This is a genomic window from Halomonas sp. 1513 (assembly GCA_001971685.1).
GTDB lineage: Bacteria > Pseudomonadota > Gammaproteobacteria > Pseudomonadales > Halomonadaceae > Franzmannia.
Genome location: CP019326.1, coordinates 3,109,748 through 3,132,096, shown reverse-complemented (window position 1 = coordinate 3,132,096; position 22,349 = coordinate 3,109,748). Strand labels below are relative to the sequence as shown.

Genomic DNA, 22,349 nt, shown 5'->3' with positions numbered 1-22,349 from the left:
TCACGATGTCCACGCTTCAGGTATCCGTATACCGCTACAACCCGGAAACCGACTCCGCACCCTATATGCAGGAGTTCCAGGTCGACACCAAGGGTCGCGACCTGATGGTGCTCGACGTGCTGCACCTGACCAAGGAGCAGGACAGCTCCATGGCCTACCGCCGCAGCTGCCGCGAAGGGGTTTGCGGCTCCGACGGCATGAACATGAACGGCAAGAACGGCCTGGCTTGCATCACGCCGCTCTCCGAGGTGGTCAAGCACAACAAGCTGGTGCTGCGTCCGCTGCCCGGCCTGCCGGTGATCCGCGACCTGGTGGTCGACATGGGGATCTTCTACAAGCAGTACGAGCGCATTCAGCCGTACCTGCAGAACGACACCCCGGCCCCGGCCATCGAGCGGCTGCAGTCGCCGGAAGATCGCGACAAGCTGGATGGGCTCTACGAGTGCATCCTGTGCGCCTGCTGCTCGACCTCGTGCCCGTCGTTCTGGTGGAACCCGGACAAGTTCGTGGGGCCCGCTGGCCTGCTACAGTCCTACCGCTTCCTCGCCGATTCCCGCGACGAGGCGACCCAGGCGCGCCTGGCCGAGCTCGAGGACCCGTTCAGCGTGTTCCGCTGCCGCGGCATCATGAACTGCGTGTCGGTATGCCCCAAGGGCCTCAATCCAACCCGGGCGATCGGCAAGATTCGCGAGATGCTGCTGGCCAATGCCACTTAAATCGTGGCCCCAGGCTTGCTATCATGTAGCCCGGTTTTGCGCTGTGACCGAGTGTCGCAGCTCACTACGGCCCTGATCGCAGAGAGCCGGTGCCCGTGGCACCGGCTTTCGACGATCATCGGCCAGGCCGGGGTTCAGGCAATGCTGCCTGCCCAGGCATGCCGGACAGGATGACCGCCCCGCCGGCAGGGCACCAGAAACGCCGATGCGGCGACGTCGTATCAGGCGCCGACAACACCCCATCAGTGCAGGGTGACCGAGAGATGCAAGAAGGCATAATGGAGTTGATGTGGCGCACTTCTCACGTGAGTGGCGGCAACGCTCACTATGTGGAAGCGCTCTACGAGCAGTACCTCGTTGATCCCAATGCTGTCCCCGACGAGTGGCGCAACTACTTCGACCAGTTGCCGCGTCCTGAAGGCAGTTCCTCCCACGATGTTCCGCTAAGCCCGATTCGCGACCAGTTCTATCAGCTCGGCAAGTCACGCCGCAGCACCCAAGCCGCCAGCGCCGCCGACAGTGGCGAGAACAAGAAGCAGGTCAAGGTGCTCCAGCTGATCAACGCCTACCGCTTCCGCGGGCACCAGAAGGCGGATATTGATCCGCTCGACCTGCGCAGCCCGGTGCCGGTTCCCGATCTCGACCTCTCCTTCCACCAGCTGACCAGTGCCGACCTGGACACCGAGTTCCAGACCGGCTCGTTCTTCCTGGGCAAGGACAAGGCGCCGCTCAAGGAGATCGTCCAGGCGCTGGATGAGACCTACTGTCGGTCGATCGGCTGCGAGATCATGCATATCGTCGACACCGAAGAGAAGCGCTGGCTGCAGCAGCGCTTCGAGTCGGTGCGCTCGAAGCCCAAGTTCAGCCCCGAGGTGCGCAAGCACGTGCTGGAGCGGCTCAGCGCCGCGGAAGGGCTCGAGAACTACCTGGCCTCGAAGTACCCGGGCACCAAGCGCTTCGGCCTCGAGGGCGGCGAGTCCTTCATTCCCATGATGGACGAGATCATCCAGCGCGCTGGCGGCTACGGCACCAAGGAAGTGGTGATCGGCATGGCCCACCGCGGGCGTCTCAACCTGCTGGTCAATATCCTCGGCAAGAGCCCCTCCGAGCTGATCGAGGAGTTCGACGGCAAGAAGGTCATCGAGCGCGGCTCCGGCGACGTCAAGTATCATCAGGGCTTCAGCTCCAACGTCATGACCCCGGGTGGCGAAGTTCACCTGGCGCTGGCCTTCAACCCCTCGCACCTGGAGATCGTGGCGCCGGTGGTAGAGGGCTCGGTGCGCGCCCGTCAGGATCGTCGCGATGATCCGGCAGGTGACAAGGTACTGCCGATCAATATTCACGGCGATGCAGCCTTCGCCGGTCAGGGCGTGGTCATGGAGACCTTCCAGATGTCCCAGACCCGTGCCTACAAGACCGGCGGCACGCTGCACATCGTGATCAACAACCAGGTAGGCTTCACCACTTCGCATCCTGACGACACCCGCTCCACCGAATACTGCACCGACATTGCCAAGATGGTCCAGGCGCCGATCTTCCACGTCAACGGCGACGACCCGGATGCGGTGCTGCACGCCACCCAAGTGGCCATCGACTATCGCCAGCAGTTCAAGCGCGACGTGGTCATCGACCTGGTCTGCTACCGTCGCCGCGGTCACAACGAGGCCGACGAGCCGTCCGGCACCCAGCCGATGATGTACTCGAAGATCAAGAACCACCCCTCGGCGCGGGCGCTGTATGCCAAGCGCCTGGTCGAGGAGGGGGTGCTCTCCGAGGACGACGCCAAGGCGATGGGCGAGACCTATCGCGAAGACCTGATGGCCGGCAACCATGTGGCCAACGCCCTGGTCAAGGAGCCCAACACCGAGCTGTTCGTCGACTGGGCGCCCTATCTGGGCCATGAGTGGACCGGCGATGCCGATACCACCTTCGACATGAAGCGCATGCAGCAGCTCGCCGCCAAGATGTGCGAGGTGCCCGACGGCGTTCAGGTGCAGCGTCAGGTGGCCAAGATCTACGAGGATCGTCGCAAGATGCAGGCCGGCGGCATGGGACTCAACTGGGGCTTTGCCGAGACCCTGGCCTACGCCACCCTGCTCGACCAGGGCCACCCGATCCGCATCACCGGCCAGGACTCGGGCCGCGGCACCTTCTCCCACCGTCATGCGGTGGTGCATAACCAGAAGGACGGCAGCACCTATGTGCCGCTGCAGCATATGGCCGACGGCCAGCCGCGCTTTACCATTCACGACTCCTTCCTGTCGGAAGAGGCGGTGCTGGCGTTCGAGTACGGCTATGCGACAACCGCACCCAACCACTTGGTGGTCTGGGAGGCGCAGTTCGGCGACTTCTTCAACGGTGCCCAGGTGGTGGTCGACCAGTTCATCTCCTCCGGTGAGACCAAGTGGGGGCGTCTGTGCGGCCTGACCATGCTGCTGCCTCACGGCTACGAAGGGCAGGGCCCCGAGCACTCCTCGGCGCGCCTGGAGCGCTTCCTGCAGATGTGCGCCGAGCACAACATGCAGGTCTGTGTGCCGACGACACCGGCACAGATCTATCATCTGCTGCGTCGCCAGGTGATCCGGCCACTGCGCAAGCCGCTGGTGGTGATGTCGCCCAAGAGCCTGCTGCGCCACAAGGAGGCGACCTCGACCCTCGAGGAGCTGGCCCACGGCAAGTTCCACATGGTGCTGGCGGATCAGGGCAAGCTCGACGCCGAGAAGGTCAAGCGCGTGGTGCTGTGCGCCGGCAAGGTCTACTACGATCTGGCCAACTACCGTAGCGAGCATGAGCGCGAAGACACCGCGGTGGTGCGTCTCGAGCAGCTCTATCCGTTCCCCAAGGAGGAGCTCTTTGAGGCCCTCAAGGGCTACACCAACCTCGAACAGATCGTGTGGTGTCAGGAAGAGCCGCTCAACCAGGGCGCCTGGTACCAGAGCCAGCACCATATGCGGGTAGTTGCCGACATGCTGCACAACGGCCTGGGCCGCGAGCTCAAGTTCGCCGGTCGTCCGGCTTCGGCCGCCCCCGCCGCGGGCTACATGTCCGTACACGTCGAACAGCAGCGCCAACTGGTAGACGACGCCTTCAATGCATGAGGCGTCCTGCCGGACGAGAGAGAACACACAAGGAAACGACATGGCTACCGAGATCAAAGCGCCAACCTTTCCAGAGTCCGTTGCCGAAGGCAGCGTGGCGGCCTGGCACAAGCAGCCCGGCGATAGCGTTGAGCGCGACGAATTGATCGTCGAAATCGAGACCGACAAGGTGGTGCTCGAAGTGGTGGCGCCGGAAGCCGGCACGCTGAGCGAAATCAACGCCGAGGAAGGCGACACCGTTCAGTCCGAGCAGGTGCTGGGCATTCTTGGCGCGGCCGGCGACAAGGCCAAGGCTGCCGACAAGGGTGGCAAAGCCGACGACGCCAAGGCCGAGGCTCCCAAGCCCGCCGCCAGCGGCCAGCAGCACGACGTCAAGGCGCCGACCTTCCCCGAGTCGATCCAGGAAGGCACCGTGGCCAGCTGGAACAAGCAGGTCGGCGAAGCGGTCAAGCGCGACGAGGTGCTGGCCGAGATCGAGACCGACAAGGTGGTCCTCGAGGTGGTGGCGCCGGCCGACGGTGCCCTCGCCGAGATCAAGGCCGAAGAGGGTAGCCAGGTTGCTTCCGAGCAGGTGCTGGCGATCTTCAGCGAAGGTGATGGCGCTGGCAGCGAGGCGGCGCCGGCAGAGAGTGCTGCGTCGGGTGACGACGGCGACGAGAAGGTCGGTGACAAGATCCTCGCCCCGGCGGCGCGCAAGCTGGTCGCCGAGCATGACCTCGAGGTCAGCAAGATCGAGGGTACCGGCAAGGGCGGGCGCATCCTCAAGGAGGACGTCCAGAAGGCCGTGAAGGAGGGCTCCGCGAAGAAGGCCGCCAAGCCGGCCAGCGCACCCAAGCAGGCCGCCCCCGTGGCACCGGTCGTCGAAGGCGAGCGCCCCGAGAAGCGCGTGCCGATGAGCCGCCTGCGCCAGACCATCGCCAAGCGGCTGGTTCAGGCCCAGCAGACCGCCGCCATGCTGACCACCTATAACGAGGTCGACATGGGCGCGGTGATGGACCTGCGCGCGCAGTACAAGGACACCTTCCTCAAGGCCCACGACACCAAGCTCGGTTTCATGGGCTTCTTCGTCAAGGCGGCCTCCGAGGCACTCAAGCGCTTCCCCGATGTCAACGCCTCCATCGACGGCAGCGATATCGTCTACCACGGCTACCAGGACATCGGCGTGGCGGTCTCCACCGAGCGCGGTCTGGTGGTCCCGGTACTGCGTGACACCGACAGCATGAAGATCGCCGACGTCGAGAAGACCATCGTCGACTTCGGTAAGCGTGCCCGCGACGGCAAGCTGGGCATCGACGAGATGCAGGGCGGCACCTTCACCATTACCAACGGCGGCATCTTCGGCTCGCTGATGTCGACGCCGATTCTGAATCCGCCGCAGACCGCTATCCTGGGTATGCACAAGATCCAGGAACGCCCCATGGCGGTCAACGGCAAGGTCGAGATCCGCCCGATGATGTACCTGGCGCTCTCCTATGACCACCGCATGATCGATGGCAAGGACGCGGTGCAGTTCCTGGTGACCATCAAGGAACTGCTCGAGGATCCGGCACGTCTGCTGCTCGACGTGTAACACGACTGCCAACGACTAACGCGCAACCCAACAGGAAACGAATTCATGGCCGATAAATTCGATGTGATCGTGATTGGTGCGGGCCCCGGTGGCTACGTCGCCGCCATCCGCGCCGCCCAGCTGGGCCTGAAGACCGCCTGTGTCGAGAAGTGGATCGGCAAGGAAGGCAACGTCGTGCACGGCGGCACCTGCCTCAACGTGGGCTGTATCCCGTCCAAGGCGCTGCTCGAGGCCTCCCACAAGTTCGTCGAGGCCCAGCACGACTTCGACGAGATGGGCATCCAGGCCGGCGACGTCAAGATGGACGTCACCAAGATGATGGCCCGCAAGGACAAGATCGTGAAGAACCTCACCGGCGGCATCGCCGGGCTGTTCAAGGCCAACGGCGTGACCGCTCTGGAAGGCGCCGGCAAGGTGCTCTCCAGCAAGCAGGTCGAGGTCAGCAAGGATGGCGACAAGGCCGTCTATGAGGCCGACAACATCGTCATCGCCTCCGGCTCGGTGCCGGTGGAGATTCCGCCGACCCCGCTCACCGAAGGCCTGATCGTCGACTCCACCGGCGCCCTGGAGTTCGACGAGACGCCCAAGCGCCTCGGCGTGATCGGCGCCGGCGTGATCGGACTGGAGCTGGGCAGCGTGTGGAGCCGCCTGGGCTCCGAGGTGACCGTGCTCGAGGCCATGGACTCCTTCCTGCCGATGGTCGACTCGGCCATCGCCAAGGAGACCCAGAAGCTGCTCAAGAAGCAGGGCCTGGACATCAAGCTGGGCGCCCGCGTCACCGGCTCCGAGACCAACGGCAAGGAAGTCATCGTCAAGTACACCGACGCCAAGGGCGAGCAGGAACAGGTATTCGACAAGCTGATCGTGTGCGTCGGCCGGCGTCCCTATACCCAGGGCCTGCTGGGCGACGACGCTGGGGTCAAGCTGGATGAGCGCGGCTTCATCTTCGTCGACGACCAGTGCCGCACCAGCGTGCCGAGCGTTTATGCCATCGGCGACTGCGTGCGCGGTCCGATGCTGGCACACAAGGCCTCGGAAGAGGGCATCATGGTCGCCGATATCATCGCCGGCCATAAGGCCGAGATGAACTACGACGCCATTCCCAGCGTGATCTACACCTTCCCCGAGGTGGCCTGGGTCGGCATGACCGAGCAGGACGCCAAGGCGGCCGGCATCGAGGTCAAGACCGGTGCCTTCCCGTTCGCCGCCAGCGGCCGCGCCATGGCCAACAATGCCACCGAAGGCATGGCCAAGGTGATCGCCGACGCCGAAACCGACCGCATCCTGGGCATGCATATCGTCGGCCAGCATGCCGGTGAAATGATCGCCCAGGGCGTCATCGCCATGGAGTTCGGCTCCAGCGCCGAAGACCTGGCGCTGACCTGCTATGCGCACCCGACCATGTCGGAAGCGGTCCACGAAGCGGCGCTCGCCGTGGAAGGACACGCCATCCACATGGCCAATCGCAAGAAGCGCAAGTAAGACAACAAGCGCCGCCTGAGGGCGGCGCATTGCTTCCGGCGACGTACCGGAAGCAGACGGGGGTGACCCGGGAACGCACTTCGCCAAGATGAGTGTCCGCGGTCATCGTTCGAGTCACATGCAACCAATGGCATGAATCGATGAACCTTCACGAGTATCAAGGCAAGCAGCTGTTTGCCGACTATGGTCTGCCGGTGTCCAAGAGTTTTGCAGTGGACACTCCCGAAGAAGCAGCAGAAGCATGCAAGAAGATCGGCGGCGACATGTGGGTGGTCAAGGCCCAGGTGCATGCCGGTGGTCGCGGCAAAGCCGGCGGCGTCAAGCTGATCAAGGATCCGGCCGAGGCCAAGGCCTTTGCCGAGCAGTGGCTGGGCAAGAACCTGGTGACCTTCCAGACCGACGAACACGGCCAGCCGGTAGCCAAGATTCTGGTTGAGACCTGCACCGATATCGCCGATGAGCTGTATCTGGGTGCGGTGGTCGACCGCACTACCCGCCGTGTGGTCTTCATGGCCTCCACCGAAGGCGGTGTAGAGATCGAGAAGGTCGCCGAGGAGACACCCGAGAAGATCCTCAAGGCCGAGATCGATCCGCTGGTCGGCGCGCAGCCGTACCAGGCCCGTGAGCTGGCCTTCGCCCTGGGCCTCAAGGGCGACCAGATCAAGCAGTTCACCAAGATCTTCCTGGGCTTGTCCAAGCTGTTCCACGACAAGGACCTGGCGCTGCTCGAGATCAACCCGCTGGTGATCACCGACGAAGGCAACCTGCACTGCCTCGACGCCAAGCTGGGGCTGGACAGCAACGCGCTGTACCGTCACCCGGACCTGCAGGCGATGCGTGACCCGTCTCAGGAAGACCAGCGCGAAGCCGACGCCGCCAAGTGGGAACTCAACTACGTGGCGCTGGATGGCAACATCGGCTGCATGGTCAACGGTGCCGGCCTGGCCATGGGCACCATGGACATCGTCAACCTGAGCGGCGGCAAGCCGGCCAACTTCCTCGACGTCGGCGGCGGTGCCACCAAGGAGCGGGTCGCCGAGGCGTTCAAGATCATTCTGTCTGACGATAACGTCAAGGCCGTACTGGTCAACATCTTCGGCGGCATCGTGCGCTGCGACATGATTGCCGAAGGCATCATCGGTGCCGTCGAGCAGGTCGGTGTCAACGTGCCGGTCGTCGTGCGCCTGGAAGGCAACAACGCCGAGCTAGGTACGGAGAAACTCGCGTCTAGCGGTCTGAATATCATCGCGGCTACCAGTCTGACCGACGCGGCTCAGCAGGTCGTTAACGCGGCGGAGGGCAAGTAATGAGCATCCTGATCGACAAGAACACCAAGGTCATCTGCCAGGGCTTCACCGGTGGCCAAGGTACGTTCCACTCCGAGCAGGCGATTGCCTACGGTACGCAGATGGTCGGCGGTGTGACCCCGGGTAAGGGAGGCCAGGAGCATCTCGGCCTGCCGGTGTTCAACACCGTCAAGGAAGCGGTCGAGAAGACCGGCGCCGAGGCCAGCGTGATCTACGTGCCGGCGCCGTTCTGCAAGGACTCGATCCTCGAAGCCGCCAATGCCGGCATCAAGCTGATCGTGTGCATCACCGAAGGCATCGCGACCCTCGACATGCTCGACGCCAAGGTCAAGTGTGACGAGCTGGGCGTGCGCCTGATCGGCCCCAACTGCCCCGGCGTGATCACCCCGGGCGAGTGCAAGATCGGCATCATGCCGGGGCATATCCACCAGCCCGGCCGCGTCGGCATCGTGTCACGCTCCGGCACGCTGACCTATGAAGCGGTCAAGCAGACCACCGACCACGGCTTCGGCCAGTCGACCTGCGTGGGCATCGGCGGCGACCCGATCCCGGGCTCCAACTTCATCGACATCCTGGAGATGTTCGAGAAGGACCCGCAGACCGAGGCGATCGTGATGATCGGCGAGATCGGCGGCACCGCCGAGGAAGAGGCCGCGGCCTACATCAAGGCCAACGTCTCCAAGCCGGTGGTCTCCTACATCGCCGGCGTGACCGCGCCTCCGGGCAAGCGCATGGGCCACGCCGGTGCGATCATCTCCGGCGGCAAGGGCACCGCGGACGAGAAGTTCGCCGCCCTCGAGGACGCCGGGGTCAAGACCGTGCGTTCGCTGGCCGAGATCGGCGACGCCCTGAAGCAGGTGACCGGCTGGTAACTCGGTCGCTGCCTCTTCGGCACGTTAAAAGGCACCTTCGGGTGCCTTTTTTCGTGGGCGTTGAATGACCTGCGGTGTCGCTGAGCGGTGTGACCATCGCTAGCTGCTAGGCTGAGAAGCGAATGCCACCGGGATGCGCGACATTCCGCCACCAGGAGCAGGGGCCACTATGGATAAGCTAGCCAAGCGACTCGGGCTGCGCACCGAACCGACCATCTTCTTCACCTCGGCAGGATTGATGGTGCTCTTTCTGCTGGCGCTGCTGATCGCCCCGGAAACCATCCGAGATGTGTTTGCCAGCGGCCGCGAGTGGGTGGTCACCAACCTCGGCTGGTTCTTCATCATGGGGGTGAACGCCTGGCTGCTGTTTCTGCTGTGGGTGGCGATGAGCCGCTATGGCCAGATACGCCTAGGCCGCGAGGATGAAAGGCCTGAGTATGGCAACGTCTCCTGGTTCTCCATGCTGTTTGCCGGCGGTATCGGCACCGTGTTGATGTTCTGGGGCGTGGCCGAGCCGATCTTTCACTTTTCCAATCCGCCCCACGGCGACATCGAGCCACACTCGGTGGCGGCCTCCCAGGAGGCGATCGGCTTCTCGCTCTATCACCTGGGCCTGCATACCTGGACCATCTTCACCCTGCCGGGGCTGGCCTTTGCCTACTTCATCCATCGCCACGGCCTGCCGATGCGGGTCAGCTCGGTGTTCTACCCGCTGCTCAAGGAGCGGGTCTATGGGCCGCTGGGCAAGACCATCGACGTCTTCGCGGTGCTCGGCACCCTGTTCGGGGTGGCGGTGTCGATCGGCCTGGGCACCTCGCAGATCAACGCCGGCCTGTCGGAGCTGATGGGCGTGCCGGATAGCGTCACGGTCAAGGTTCTGATCATCATCGTATTGACCGCGGTGGCCGTGGGCTCGATCGTCGCCGGGCTCGACAAGGGCGTGAAGATCCTTTCCAACATCAATATCGGCATGGCCACCGGCCTGATGCTGTTCGTGCTGCTCACCGGCTCCACGGTGTTCCTGCTGCGCGGGATCGTCGAGACGCTGGGTATCTACGTGTCCAATATCGTGCCCATGGCGTTCTGGAATGACACCCTGGCCCAGTACACCCGCGAGGGCGGCAGCTGGGGCTGGCAGGGCAACTGGACGGTGTTCTACTGGGCCTGGACGGTGACATGGTCGCCGTTCATCGGCATCTTCGTGGCGCGTATATCCAAGGGCCGCACCATTCGCGAGTTCGTGCTCGGCGTGCTGTTCGCGCCGTCGCTGTTCACCCTGGTGTGGTTCGCCATCTTCGGCTGGTCGGCGATGGAGATCGACGGTATCGGCAGTGCCGCCCGCGAGGCGCTGGGCGACCAGGCGGGGGTGATGTCGGCGGCGGTGGCCGAGAGCGTGCCGCTGGCGATGTTCGCCTTCTTCGAGCACTTTCCGGCCACCACGCTGATCCAGGGACTGGCGGTGGTGATCGTGGCGATCTTCTTTGCCACCTCATCGGACTCGGCGTCGCTGGTGGTCGACATGCTGTGCACCGGTGATGCCGGCCAGGGGCCGGTGCGCCAGCGCGTGTTCTGGGGGGTGTCCGAGGGCGTCGTGGCGGCGATGCTGATCGTGCTCGCCGGCGAAGCGGGCCTCGAGGCGCTGCAGCAGGTGATCACGGTGATCGGACTGCCGATCTTCATCATGGTGTTTGCCATGATCTTCGCGCTGTTCCGCGGGCTATCCTCCGAGGATATCAGCCAGCCCAGGATCGGCACGCCGCCGCGCCCGGACCAGATGTAGCGCTGCCGCCGGCAGTGACATGACGAGGAGAAATGCATGGCCAAGGTGTCTGCCGCCTATCAGGCAAGCAAGGGGTCGGTACTCGACGTGGATCGCGATTTCTACTCGCGGCTATGTGATCCCGCCGACCGTGAGCGCATCGCACAGCACGTGGTGCCGCTGCGCGACGGACTGGCCTGGACGGTGCCGGCCGGACACGTGCTGCGCCTGTCGACGCTGCATGGCCCCCAGGTCGGCGACTTCAATCTCTGGAGCCTGCACAACCCCCGCGAGCGCTTCTGGGCCTCGCGGACGCGTCAGCTGCAGCGCGCCCACGTTTCGACCTTCGACCGGCTGTGGTCGACGCTGCCCTACCTGCGGCCGATGGCCACCATCATCGCCGATACGCTGGAGGGCTACGGCGTCGATGACGACGGTGGCCGGGTCCACGACCTGCTCGGCACGCGCTGCGACCCCTACGTCAACAAGCTGCTCACCGGCGAGGACTTCGACCACCACTGCCATTCGAATCTGGTGCGCGCGGTGGCGCCTTTCGGGCTCACCGAGTTCGACGTCCACGACGTGCTCAACGTCTTCCAGTGCACCGGCCTCAACGAGGACGACCAGTACTTCATGAAGGCCTGCCCGGCACGCGAAGGCGACTATATCGAGTTCTTCGCCGAGATCGACCTGCTCTGCGCGCTGTCGTGCTGCCCCGGCGGCGATCTATCGGTGGATCTGTGGGGCCCCAACGCCAAGGACCCGCTGAGCACCTGCCAGCCCATCGGTGTCGAGGTGTATCGCCTCGATCCGGCTTTGCTCAACGGTTGGCAGCCGCCGCAGTATGCCCCCTATCGCGGCGGCCACGGCATGCGCGGCCCCGCCATCGACTGGGCGCAGGAGAAGCGTCAGCGCGGCCTGTAAAGCATCCTGCTGACACCGCGTAGAGAGGCCTGCCATCGGCGGGCTTTTTTTTGTCCGAGCGTTGACTAGCTGCCGAGAAGGTCTATTATACCATCCGTACAGATGGTATATGGATTCCCATTAGCTTCCATTTGGATGGTGGGCGCGGAGCCTGCTGTATGGATAACGAGGTAACGCACATGAGCGTGCACGAACTTCGCCGCAAGGGCGGCGACTCGAGCGAGAAGATCACCATCAACCTGGGGGTCGTCGACCTGGGGCAGATCGACCTGCTGGTCCAGGAAGGCTTCTACTCCAATCGCACCGACCTGATCCGTACCGCTATCCGCAACCAGCTGGCGACCCATGCCGAAGTGGTCAGGGACACCGTGACGCGCAAGGCCTTCGTGTTGGGGCTCGAGCATTACAGCCGCAGCGACCTGGAGGCGCTGCAGGCAGCGGGAGAGATGTTGCAGATTCAGGTGCTGGGAATGGCCAGCATTGCCGACGACGTATCAGCGGAGCTTGCCCGCGCCACCATCGAATCGGTGGTCGTGCTGGGAGCCCTGCATGCCAGCAAGGCGGTCAAGACGGCCCTGGCGGATCGAATCCACTGACGCACCGAATAGGGACATCGAAGATGATCGACGCACAGCGAATGCAAGAAGCGACGCGGCTCACCCGCGCCGGGCAGCTGCACGAGGCCATGGCTATCCTGCAGGGCGCCATGCCTGACGGGAAGAGTACGGGCAGCAGCGAACACGCGCCGGATGCGTCCTACTCCGCAGGCAATACCTTCACCGGGACCTGCGAAGTCGTTGACGAGGAAGTGTCGTCGGCGTCTGCCGAGGGACACTCGACCGCTGAGCCGTCAGCGGGCGCGGCGCCGTTCACGGCGTTTGGCCATGCCCGACAGGCCACGGCGGGGACCGCTGGTGGCGGGATGCCTTCGGCATGGCGCGACACGTGGCGCCAGATGCGTGAATCCATGGCCCGGTCCGAGCTGAGCACCAGCGAGATAGCGCAGCCCGGCGCGTTCACCGCCGGTCGCTTTAGCCACCCTGCCGGCACGCGTGAATACAAGCTGTATCTGCCCGGTGGCTATCACGGCCAGGCACTGCCGCTGGTCGTCATGCTGCATGGCTGCACCCAGGACCCGGATGACTTCGCCGCTGGGACCCGCATGAACCGGCTGGCCGAAGAGCAGCAGTTCTGCGTGCTCTATCCTGCTCAGCCGATGACCGCCAACAGCTCCAAATGCTGGAACTGGTTCAAGGCCGAAGACCAGCAGCGCGGCGGCGGTGAGCCGGCGATCCTCGCCGGCATGACCCGCCAGATCATCGACACCCACGCGCTCGATGCCAGCCGAGTCTATGTCGCAGGCCTATCCGCGGGTGGCGCCATGGCAACCACACTGGCGATGACCTATCCGGACCTCTATGCGGCGGTGGGCGTGCACTCGGGGCTGCCTCACGCGGTCGCCCAGAGCCTCCCCGATGCCTTGGCGGCGATGCAGGGTGGACGCCCCATGGCTGCCGCCTCATCGGCCGGCGCCTCCACCTGGGCATCGACGGTGCCTGCCGTGGTATTTCACGGCGATCGTGACACCACGGTGCATCCCAGCAATGCCGATCGCGTTGCCGCACAGTACGCCGTCTCACGAGGGGCCGGAACCTCGCTGGAGCGGGGGCAGGTCGCCAATGGCCACGCCTACACCAAGACTCTCCATCATGATGCGCATGGCCAGCTGTGCCTCGAGCAGTGGGTCATCCACGGGGCCGGCCATGCCTGGTCAGGGGGCGATGCACGCGGATCGCATACGGATGCCAAAGGACCCGATGCGACCCAGGAAATGCTGCGTTTCTTCCAGTCTCATGCGCTGTCCGTAGATCAGGCAGGCCGCAGCGCGACCTGAGGGGCGCGCGCCGATGAAGGCATCACTAACAAAAACGCCTCGACGTTGGTCGAGGCGTTGTGGTGTTGGCGGCCTCAGGTCGCCGGGCGGGCCACCAGCGAGCGAGTCTCCTCGCGGGCCTCGACCAGCGCCACGCGAATCGCATCGCCGAGCTTGTAGCGCTCTTCGCCTTCCACCTGAATGCGGCCCTCCTTGTCGTCGATAACGACCTTGTCGCGGTCGCTGTGCATCATCGGCGCGGGCACGAAGGCGGTGGCACCGTTGGCGATCAGGCGCACGCGCATGCCGCCGCGGTTGATGGCCATGATCTCCGCCTCGAAGGCGTCCTGGGCCTTGGCGGCGGGTGTCAGGAAGCGCACATAGAGCCAGTCCTTGACGTCGCGCTCGGCCATGCGATTGAGACGGCGCCGCTCGGTGAGCTGCTCGGTGAGCTGCTGGCTGGCCTCCGCCGAGGCGCTCTCGCCCTTGAGGACCTGCTTGATCAGGCGGTGGTTGACCATATCGCCATACTTGCGGATCGGCGAGGTCCAGGTGGCGTAGGCGGCCAGGCCCAGGCCGAAGTGCGGTCCGGGCAGCGCCGACATGCTGGTGAAGCCCTGGAAACGCCTCAGGCGGATGTCCAGCCAGGCGTCCTCGCGGCTCTCCAGCGCGCGCTTGAGCTCACGGTAGCGCGGCAGCTCGGTGAGCGCCTCGCGCTCGACTTCGATCTGCTGGGCGCTGAGGAACTCGTGAGCGGCCTCGGCCTTGTCCGGATCGAAGGCGCGGTGCACGTTGAAGATGCCGTGGCCGACCTTGTCGGCGAGCAGGTCGGCACAGCAGGCGTTGGCGGCGATCATCGACTCTTCGATCATGCGATTGGCGATGCGCCGCTGCTCGGTGCGGATGCCGAGCACGTTGCCGGCCTCGTCGAGGTCGAACTCGTAGTCGGGTCGATCCTTGAACACCAGCGCATGCTCGGCGCGCCAGGCGCTGCGCGCCTCGGTCAGGTCGCGTAGCGCCTCGAGCTGGGGGGCGATCGCCGCGTCGGGGGCCCATTCGCCCTGGCCTTCCAGCCAGTCGGAGACCCGGTCATAGGCCAGCTTGGCATGCGACGTGGCGGTGGCGGCGAAGAAGCGATAGTCGCCGAGGCTGCCGTCGGCATTGACCTCGAGCTGGCAGGCCAGCACCGGCCGCTCGCGGCCTTCCCACAGCGAGCACAGGTCGTCGGCCAGCACTTCCGGCAGCATGGTGACGTTCTGACCCGGCAGATAGACGGTGAAGGCCCGGGTGCGCGCCTCGAGGTCGGCGGCGTGCTGCTCGTCGACGTAGGCGGTGGGGTCGGCGATGGCCACGCTGAGCCGCCAGCCGCCGCCGTCGCGGGGCTCGACGCGCAGCGCATCGTCCATGTCACGGGTCTTCTCGCCGTCGATGGTGAAGAACGGCTCGGCGGTGAGGTCTTCGCGCTCGAGGCCCTCGTCGCGCAGCGGCCACTCGTCACCGGCCTCGGGGGAGGCCTGCTCGAGGGCATGGCGGGCCAGGGTCACGCGCCACGGCACTGCCGGGTCGTCGGCCTTGACCACCAGTTCGTCGATCTGGGCGAAGAAGCCGCGGTCGTTCTCCTTGAGCGGATGACGCACCAGGCGCGCCACGATCCAGTCGCCGTCGCCGATGCTCTCCTCGTCGAGGCTGTTCTTGATCCGCGACTTGAGGACATTCTTGATCGAGGGATGGTCGGGCACCACGGCCAGCCGGCCTTCGCGCTTCTGGACGCGGGCGACGAAGCGCGTCAGGCCCTGCTCGATGAGGGTGTCCGGCTCGACGGAGCGCTTGTCGCCCTCCTCGTGGAGCACGGCCGCGACGCGATCGCCGTGGATGACTTGCTTCATCGCCGGCGGCGGCACGAAGTAGGACTCGCCGTCGTCGGTCTCGAGGAAGCCGAATCCCTTGTCGGTGGCCTTGATCACGCCCTCTACGCGGGGCGTGGTAGAGCGAATCTGTTGCTTGAGCTGGGCAAGCAGGGCGTTATTCTGCAGCATCGGACACTTTTGCTTGGCGGGGGTAGAGGGCCACTATACGGATTCCCGCCGGCCTCGCCAATTACAGCAGGGCCATGGCAATGCTCGAGTCGCCGTCGAGCAGGTCGAACTCGCGATTCTTGAGCATGCGCGCCTGGCTCAAGTGCAGCAGCGCGTAGGCGACGTTGCCGCGCGAGACCTCGATCCCGTCGGCATGCGCGGCGGCGGCACTCACCAGTCGGCTGGCGGGGGCGTCGGTGAGCTTGCCGGGCTTGAGGATCACGTGGGGGATGCGCGCGCAGCGCAGGTAGGCGTCGGCGGCGAACTTGGCCGCCATATAGGGCCGCAGCTTGGCGGGGGCGGCCATGGGGTCGCTGGCACGCAGCGCGCTGACCATCAGGAAACGCTCCAGGCCGCGCTCGACCGCCAGGTCGACGGCGCGGATCGCGCCATACAGGTCGATCAGCAGCGTCTTGTCGGGGCCGGTATGCGGGCCCGAGCCGGCGCTGAAGACGACCTGGTCGCAGCCGTTGAAGGCCTGGTGGAAGTCGCCTTCCAGGTCGCCGATCACGGTATCGATACCGCGTTCGTGAAACCACGGCTGCTGGTCGGAGTGGCGGATCATGGCGCGTAGCGACATGCCGCCGCGGCTGGCGAGTTCGCAGAACTGGCGGCCGATCTGGCCGTTGGCGCCGATCACGAGGGTCTTCATGGCGTCTCCTGTGACACAACTATCGAGACCCCCAGCATACGCCCCCGGCGCTTGTGGTCGCAGGGCGTTCGGCTATACGTTAGTCGGGGTGACACGATTCCATTGAGGACGCTGCATGCCGCCACACCTGATCGTTTCCGATCTCGACGGTACCCTGCTGGGCGCCGACCACGACCTTCATCCCGACACCGTCGCCACCCTGCGCGCCCTGGCCGAGCGGGGCCACCACCTGGCCTTCGCGTCGGGGCGCCACTATCGCGACATGCTGGCATTCCGCGAGCGGCTCGGGGTGCCGGTGCACCTGATCAGCACCAACGGCGCCTACCTGCACGACCCCGATGATCGGCTGCTGCATGCCCGCCACCTGGCGGCGGAGCACGCCCGCGAGCTGATCGCCCTGGAGCGGCCGGACAGCGTACGGCTCAACCTTTATCAAGACGACGAGTGGCTGATCGACGCCCCGGCGCCGGCGCTGCTGGCGCTACACGCGCATACCGGTTTCGGCTATCGGGTGGTGGAGCCGGCCCTGCTCGATGGCCAGGGGGTGGGCAAGGTGCTGTATATCGGCGAGCCGGCGCATCTGGCCGAACTCGAGGCTGACATCGCCGCGCGACTTGGCGCGCAGCTGCACGTCACCTACTCGATGGCCAACTCGCTGGAGGTGATGGCCGGCGGGGTCAACAAGGGTCAGGCGCTTCTGGCACTGCTCGAGCGTCTGGAGGTTGCCCCGGAGGCCTGTCTGGCCTTCGGCGACAACCTCAACGACAGCGAGATGCTGGCGGTGGCCGGCGAGGCCCATGTCATGGCCAATGCCCATCCTGGCCTCGCCGGGCGTGTCCACGGTGCCAGGTTGATCGGCCATCATGCCGATACCGCCGTGGCCAGGCGCCTACGGGACTATTTCGCTCTCTGAGCCTTAGCGTACGCTGATCACCGTGCACTTGGCGCTGTTGGTCACCTTGTGCGAGACGCTGCCCATCATCAGCCCGGCGAAGTCGCCCAGGCCGCGGCTGCCCATCACGATGGCCTCGACGCCGAGCTTTTCGGCGTGGCGCAGGATGTTGCGCGCCGGGTCGCCCTTGCTGAGGTGGGTCTCGACGTGGCTGGCGCCCATGCTGCGGGCCGCCTCGCTGGCGCGGTCGATGACCGACTTGCCGGCCTCCTCGAGCACCTCGCGGGAGGACTCGATGGCGATGGCGCCGATCCCCCATACTAGCGTGGTCTCATGGGTCAGCGCCTCGGGGATGTGCAGGATATGCAGGGTCGCATCCTCCTTGCTGACCAGCTGGCAGGCGACCTCGAGGGCTTTCTTGGCGTGCTCTGAGCCGTCCACGGCGATGAGTACTGATTTGAACATGGCTGTCTCCGTCAGGGATGTTTCCCCCTCAGCCTAGCCGATCACAGCGGCGCTGCATTGATCCCGGTCAAGCAAGTCTCAGCGCTCTTCCTCGAGGCGGCGCAGCCGCTGCCACACCTCACCGCGCAGGTCCTTCATGCGCGGTGCCTCGTCGTCGGCGAAGGCCAGCGGGCGCGTCAGCCGGGCGGTACGCAGCCCCAGGCGGGCACTGAGCAGGCCCACGCCGAGTCCCTGACCGGCGCGGGTCGAGAGGCGTCCGGCGAGGTTCATCGAGAGGATCTCCATGCTCGCCTCGGAGGCAATCTCGCTGGCGCCGGCGAAGGCCATGTTGTAGAGCACCGCGCGAAACAGCCGCAGGCGGCTGGCGTAGCCGAGTTCGAGCCCGTAGAGGCGCGCCAGGCGGTCGATCAGCGCCAGGTTGCGCCACGCCACCAGTGCCATGTCGACCAGCGTCAGCGGGCTGACCGCCACCAGCACCGCGGTGTCGCCGGACATCCGCGAGATCAGCCGGCGCGCCTCGCGGTCGCGGGGCGCGAGCAGGTGGTGGGCCAGCAGCGCGCGGGTCTCGCCGCCGTCGTGGTGGGGCTGATGGGCTGTGACGAAGCCCTGCCAGTGGGGGTGGTCGGCATCCAGGCCGAGCTGCTCGCGCAGCCGCTGCGCCAGCGCCAGTGCCTCACGCGGGCTGGCCTGGTCGAGGCCGGCCAGCGCCTCGCGCAGGCGGCCGTGACGGCGCAGCCGCCGCAGTCGCCACAGCTCGCGCAGCAGGGCGCGGCCACCCAGCCCCAGCGCCAGCATCAGCAGCACGCTCCAGGCGCCGGCCAGCCAGTCGCCGCCGAGGCTCGCCGCATACAGCGTCGAGCCTGCTTCCACGGCGCCCAGGCCGAGGGCACCGCCGAGCAGCGTCAGCAGGCCCCAGCGGCGCCTGCGCGGGCGCGCCAGGCTCGCCACCAGTGCCGCTTCGCCGGGGGCCTGGGGCTCGGCCTCGGGCTGCCAGTCGCGGCTCTCGGTGGCCGGGTCGAAGGCCTGGGCCGGGCGCGGATCGCCGGGCGCAGCGGGTGGATCATCGAGTGCGAAGCGCTGGCCGGGGCGGGGATCGTTCATTGCAGCTTGTCTCCGATCAGCCAGTCGAGGGCCGCGTCGAGGCGGATATGGGGCAGGGCGCCGGCGTCGCGAGGCAGCGGCCGGAAGGCGTGGAAGTCGAACCCCTGACGGGCCCAGAAGCCGGCGTCCGGCAGCCGCGGCGGCACCTCGCCGGGAAACAGCAGCACCTCGTCACCGTCGAGGGTGGTGCCGGCCAGCGCCGGGGTGCGCTTGCCGCGCTGCTCGACCTCCCGCGGGTGGGTGGCGCGGATCGACGCCAGCGACAGCGCCCGCACCGGCACGTCGGCGAAGCGCAGGTCCTTGAGCGGCTCGGCCAGCAGCGCTTCGAGCAGGCTGACCAGGTGGCCGTGCTGCTCGGGGGTGACGTGGTCGGCTTTGGTGGCGGCGATCGCCAGGCGGTCGATGCGCGGTGCGAACAGCCGCGAGACCAGGCTGCGCTTGCCGTAGGCGAAGCTCTGCATCAGCGTGGAGAGCGCCCGGGAAAGGTCCTCGAAGCGTTCGGGGCCGGCGTTGAGGGCGCCGAGCACGTCGACCAGCACGACCTGCCGGTCGAAGCGCCGAAAATGCTGCTGGTAGAAGGGTTTGACGATGTGGCGGCGGTAGTGGGCGTAGCGTGCCGCCAGGGTGCGATAGACGCTCTCCTCGGGCAGTGCCTCGAGGGACTTGCGCTGGGCCTCGGCGAGCCCCGGCAGCGGGAAGAACTGCAGTACCGGGGCGCCGTCGAGATCGCCCGGGAGCAGGAAGCGTCCCGGCTGCAGGTCGGCGAAGCCGGCCTCGCGGGCGGCGCGCAGCCCTTCGGCATAGCGTTCGGCAATCGCCGCCAGCTGCGCCTCGTCGGCGTCAGCGGCAGGGTCGAGGTCGGCCACCGCGGCGCGCCACTCGGCGAACATGGCGTGGCGCGCCTGGCCGCGGGTCAGTCGCGCATCCTGGGACTCGCTCCAGCTCAGGTAGTCGTGGTCGAGCAGCGGCAGGTCGAGCAGCCACTCGCCGGGGTAGTCGAACAGGTCGAGGGTCAGCTCGCGGCTCTCGCCGCCGAGCAAACCGCGCTTGGCCGGGCGGTAGCGAATCACCAGGCGCAGTTCGCTGATGCCGCGGGTCGGCGCCGGCCAGCGCGGTGGGGTTTCGTCGAGTGCCGCCAGTGCCTGGTCGTAGGGGAAGCGCGGCACGCCGAGGTCGCGCTGGCTGACCCGGCTGGCGCCGAGCAGGCGGCCGTCGCGGGCCGCCGGCAGCAGATCGAGGCGCGCCTCGAGGCCGGCGTGGCGCAGCTGATGGACCAGCGAGGTGAGAAAGGCGGTCTTGCCGGCCCGCGACAGGCCGGTGACCGCCAGCCGCAGCTGGCGGTCGCGACCGCGTTCGATGAGATTACCCAGTTCGCGTGCCAGGGGTTGCGGCATGCAAGACGACTCGTGGTGTGAATTCAGCCACTAATGTGCGGGCCAGTGGGCGCCTTGGCAAGTCGCTGCCAGGCCAGTAAGGCCACTGGCAGCAGCGCCAGCGGGATCAGCAGCGCGTTGAGGGTGGCCCAGCCGAGCTGGCTTACCATTGGCCCGGCGAGTAGCGCGGTCAGCGCCACGGTGGAGAACACCAGGAACTCGTTGGCGGCCTGGGTGCGGGCCTTCTCCACCGGCCGATAGGTCTCGGTGAGCAGCCCGGTGGCGGGCAGGAAGGTGAAGTTCCAGCCCAGTCCGAGCAGCACCAGGGCCAGGTGAAAGCCCATCACCCCGGTCTCGATCTGCGCGGCCAGGGCGCTGGCCACCAGCAGCAGGCAGCCGGCGACGATCATGCGCCTGGCGCCGAAACGGGCGGTCAGATGACCGGTGAAGAACGACGGCAGGAACATCGCCACTACGTGCCACTGGATGGTCGCGGCAACGTGGTCGAAGTGGTGCCCGACGCTAGCCATCGCCAGCGGCGTGGCGGTCATGGCCAGGTTCATCACTCCGTAGCCAATCAGTGCGGCGCTGACGGCGACGATAAAGGTCGGCTGGCGCAGGATCTCGCCCAGCGGTCGTGGCGTGCCCTCGCCGTGAGTGCGGGTCGCTGGTGGCAGCCGCGTGACGGCGAGGATCAGCAGGGCCACCAGGTAGAGCGCGCCGAGCCCGACGAAGCTGCCCAGGAAGGGGACTTCGCCGACCTCGCGGCTGACCCGGGCCAGCCACGGGCCGAAGAACGCCGCCAGCACGCCGCCGCCCATCACCAGGCCGATGGCGCGGTCACGCAGCGGCGCCGGGGCGGCCTCCACCGCGGCGAAACGATACAGCTGACCGAAGCCGATGCCGATACCGATCAGCCAGGTGGCGAGCAGGAACAGCGCGAACTGCTCGCCGCGTAGCGCCTGTATCGCCACCGCCACGCCGGCGAGCCCCAGCAGGTTGCCCAGCACGAAGCCGCGCTTGCGACCCAGCCTGGCCATGATCAGCGAAGCCGGGATGGTGGCGCACATCAGCCCCAGCCACTGGGTGGCCACCGGCGCGGTGGACCAGTTGGGGCTGGGTGCCAGGCTGGCACCGATCAGCGGCGATACCGCGATCAGCAGGATATTGCCGCTGACCAGCAGGGCCTGGCACAGCGACAGCAGGGTGACGGTAACGGGCATGACGGCAATCCATGGCAAGTCAGCCACCAGTGTCGCGCGGCGTGGGGCAGGCGGCAACCGTCGTCGCCCGGCTGTAGGTCTTTCTCAGAGGCTGCCGACGAGCTGCGCCAGCATGGGAGTCGCGGCAATCAGGAAGCCGAGCACGGCGATGGTGTAACCCAGCGTGCGCCGCCGCCGGGTCAGGCTTAGGCCGACCAGGCACACCACCAGGCCGACCAGGTTGAAGACGAACAGCGACATTTCCAACATTTCCTGGGTGGCCATCGTGACTCCTTGACGTAGGCTAAGGGGGAACCCGCGGCGGGCGGCGGGCTCAGATGATAGCAACTGCACCGCAGCGCTGCAGCGGCGCGCCGGCAACGACGGGAGGTGGCATGGACGATGCAGATGAGATACTGGCGTTCTGGTTCGACGAGCTGACGCCTGCGCAGTGGTTTCGCAAGGATGCGGCGCTCGATGCCAGCATCTCGCGGCGCTTTGGCGCCAGGCTCGAGGCGGCGAGTCGCGGTGAGCTGTGGGAGTGGCGCCTCTCGGCGCGGGGGCGGCTGGCCGAGATCATCCTGCTCGACCAGTTCTCGCGCAACGTCTATCGCGACACCCCGGCAGCCTTCGCCAACGATGGCATGGCCCTGGTACTGGCGCAGGAGGCGGTGGCCCAGCGCCGTGATCGCCATCTCGACGTTGCCTGGCGCGCTTTCCTGTATATGCCCTATATGCACAGCGAGTCGCTCAAGGTGCACGATGAAGCGCTGCGCCTGTTCGACCAGCCGGGCCTCGAGGAGAACCTGCGCTTCGAACATCGCCACCGCGATGTCATCGCCAGGTTTGGCCGCTACCCCCATCGCAATGCCATACTGGGGCGTGACTCCACGGCGCAGGAACTGGCCTTTCTCGATGAGCCTGGCTCATCGTTCTGAAGTGCTATCGCCGCGGATGGCTGCATGCGAGACGATTCAATGGACGAAGG

Annotated in this window: 19 protein-coding genes; 12 read left to right on the top strand and 7 right to left on the bottom strand. The window is 66.3% G+C overall.

From position 1 onward, the window contains the following. The first annotated feature begins 5 nt into the window (after positions 1-5). From sdhB to BWR19_14165, 10 genes are all read left to right on the top strand, one after another. A complete protein-coding gene (sdhB, locus tag BWR19_14210; GenBank protein APX93994.1) occupies positions 6-716 on the top strand; it encodes a succinate dehydrogenase iron-sulfur subunit in 711 nt (236 codons plus the stop codon). A gap of 263 nt (positions 717-979) precedes the next feature. Further along, positions 980-3,814: a 2-oxoglutarate dehydrogenase E1 component gene (locus BWR19_14205; protein APX93993.1), complete on the top strand. Its 2,835-nt coding sequence runs from the start codon at positions 980-982 to the stop codon at positions 3,812-3,814. A gap of 40 nt (positions 3,815-3,854) precedes the next feature. Next, positions 3,855-5,384 carry a dihydrolipoamide succinyltransferase gene (locus tag BWR19_14200; GenBank protein APX93992.1) on the top strand — a complete coding sequence of 510 codons (1,530 nt, stop codon included), beginning with the start codon at positions 3,855-3,857 and terminating at the stop codon, positions 5,382-5,384. Positions 5,385-5,429: 45 nt separating this feature from the next. Further along, a complete protein-coding gene (locus BWR19_14195) occupies positions 5,430-6,866 on the top strand; it encodes a dihydrolipoyl dehydrogenase (protein ID APX93991.1) in 1,437 nt (478 codons plus the stop codon). A gap of 140 nt (positions 6,867-7,006) precedes the next feature. After that, positions 7,007-8,173: a succinate--CoA ligase subunit beta gene (locus tag BWR19_14190; GenBank protein APX93990.1), complete on the top strand. Its 1,167-nt coding sequence runs from the start codon at positions 7,007-7,009 to the stop codon at positions 8,171-8,173. Continuing rightward, entirely contained in the window at positions 8,173-9,045 is an 873-nt protein-coding gene (locus BWR19_14185) for a succinate--CoA ligase subunit alpha (GenBank protein ID APX93989.1), read from the top strand. The genes BWR19_14190 and BWR19_14185 overlap by 1 nt, the downstream gene beginning before the upstream one ends. A gap of 169 nt (positions 9,046-9,214) precedes the next feature. Then, on the top strand, positions 9,215-10,825 hold the full coding sequence (locus BWR19_14180) for a multidrug DMT transporter permease (GenBank protein APX93988.1): 1,611 nt from the start codon (positions 9,215-9,217) through the stop codon (positions 10,823-10,825). A 36-nt stretch (positions 10,826-10,861) separates the two neighbouring features. Beyond that, a complete protein-coding gene (locus tag BWR19_14175; GenBank protein ID APX93987.1) occupies positions 10,862-11,728 on the top strand; it encodes a hypothetical protein in 867 nt (288 codons plus the stop codon). 179 nt (positions 11,729-11,907) lie between these two features. Next, positions 11,908-12,324: a CopG family transcriptional regulator gene (locus tag BWR19_14170; protein ID APX93986.1), complete on the top strand. Its 417-nt coding sequence runs from the start codon at positions 11,908-11,910 to the stop codon at positions 12,322-12,324. Between the two features lie 26 nt (positions 12,325-12,350). After that, on the top strand, positions 12,351-13,622 hold the full coding sequence (locus BWR19_14165; GenBank protein APX95039.1) for a plasmid partitioning protein: 1,272 nt from the start codon (positions 12,351-12,353) through the stop codon (positions 13,620-13,622). 74 nt (positions 13,623-13,696) lie between these two features. Here BWR19_14165 and BWR19_14160 read toward each other — a convergent pair whose 3' ends face one another. Together BWR19_14160 and BWR19_14155 are read right to left on the bottom strand one after the other, a co-directional pair. Continuing rightward, the gene (locus tag BWR19_14160) at positions 13,697-15,637 is read right to left on the bottom strand and encodes an exoribonuclease II (GenBank protein APX93985.1); all 1,941 of its coding nucleotides are present in this window, start codon (positions 15,635-15,637) and stop codon (positions 13,697-13,699) included. Between the two features lie 61 nt (positions 15,638-15,698). Beyond that, positions 15,699-16,328, bottom strand: coding sequence for an epimerase (locus BWR19_14155; protein APX93984.1), 630 nt, complete (start codon positions 16,326-16,328; stop codon positions 15,699-15,701). A gap of 115 nt (positions 16,329-16,443) precedes the next feature. Here BWR19_14155 and BWR19_14150 point away from each other — a divergent pair, with 115 nt between their 5' ends. Next, entirely contained in the window at positions 16,444-17,241 is a 798-nt protein-coding gene (locus BWR19_14150; GenBank protein APX93983.1) for a haloacid dehalogenase, read from the top strand. A 3-nt stretch (positions 17,242-17,244) separates the two neighbouring features. Here the strand turns inward: BWR19_14150 and BWR19_14145 are convergent, their stop codons facing one another. From BWR19_14145 to BWR19_14125, 5 genes are all read right to left on the bottom strand, one after another. After that, positions 17,245-17,685 carry a universal stress protein gene (locus tag BWR19_14145; GenBank protein ID APX93982.1) on the bottom strand — a complete coding sequence of 147 codons (441 nt, stop codon included), beginning with the start codon at positions 17,683-17,685 and terminating at the stop codon, positions 17,245-17,247. A gap of 78 nt (positions 17,686-17,763) precedes the next feature. Then, positions 17,764-18,786, bottom strand: a complete 1,023-nt coding sequence (locus BWR19_14140) for a TIGR01620 family protein (protein ID APX93981.1) — start codon at positions 18,784-18,786, stop codon at positions 17,764-17,766. After that, the gene (locus BWR19_14135; protein APX93980.1) at positions 18,783-20,180 is read right to left on the bottom strand and encodes a hypothetical protein; all 1,398 of its coding nucleotides are present in this window, start codon (positions 20,178-20,180) and stop codon (positions 18,783-18,785) included. The genes BWR19_14140 and BWR19_14135 overlap by 4 nt, the downstream gene beginning before the upstream one ends. A gap of 23 nt (positions 20,181-20,203) precedes the next feature. Then, the gene (locus tag BWR19_14130) at positions 20,204-21,382 is read right to left on the bottom strand and encodes an MFS transporter (protein ID APX93979.1); all 1,179 of its coding nucleotides are present in this window, start codon (positions 21,380-21,382) and stop codon (positions 20,204-20,206) included. Between the two features lie 84 nt (positions 21,383-21,466). Continuing rightward, positions 21,467-21,646, bottom strand: coding sequence for a hypothetical protein (locus tag BWR19_14125; GenBank protein ID APX93978.1), 180 nt, complete (start codon positions 21,644-21,646; stop codon positions 21,467-21,469). 110 nt (positions 21,647-21,756) lie between these two features. On the opposite strand from BWR19_14125, the gene BWR19_14120 reads away from it, so the two are divergent. Next, positions 21,757-22,299, top strand: a complete 543-nt coding sequence (locus BWR19_14120) for a hypothetical protein (GenBank protein APX93977.1) — start codon at positions 21,757-21,759, stop codon at positions 22,297-22,299. The last annotated feature ends 50 nt before the right edge of the window (positions 22,300-22,349 follow it).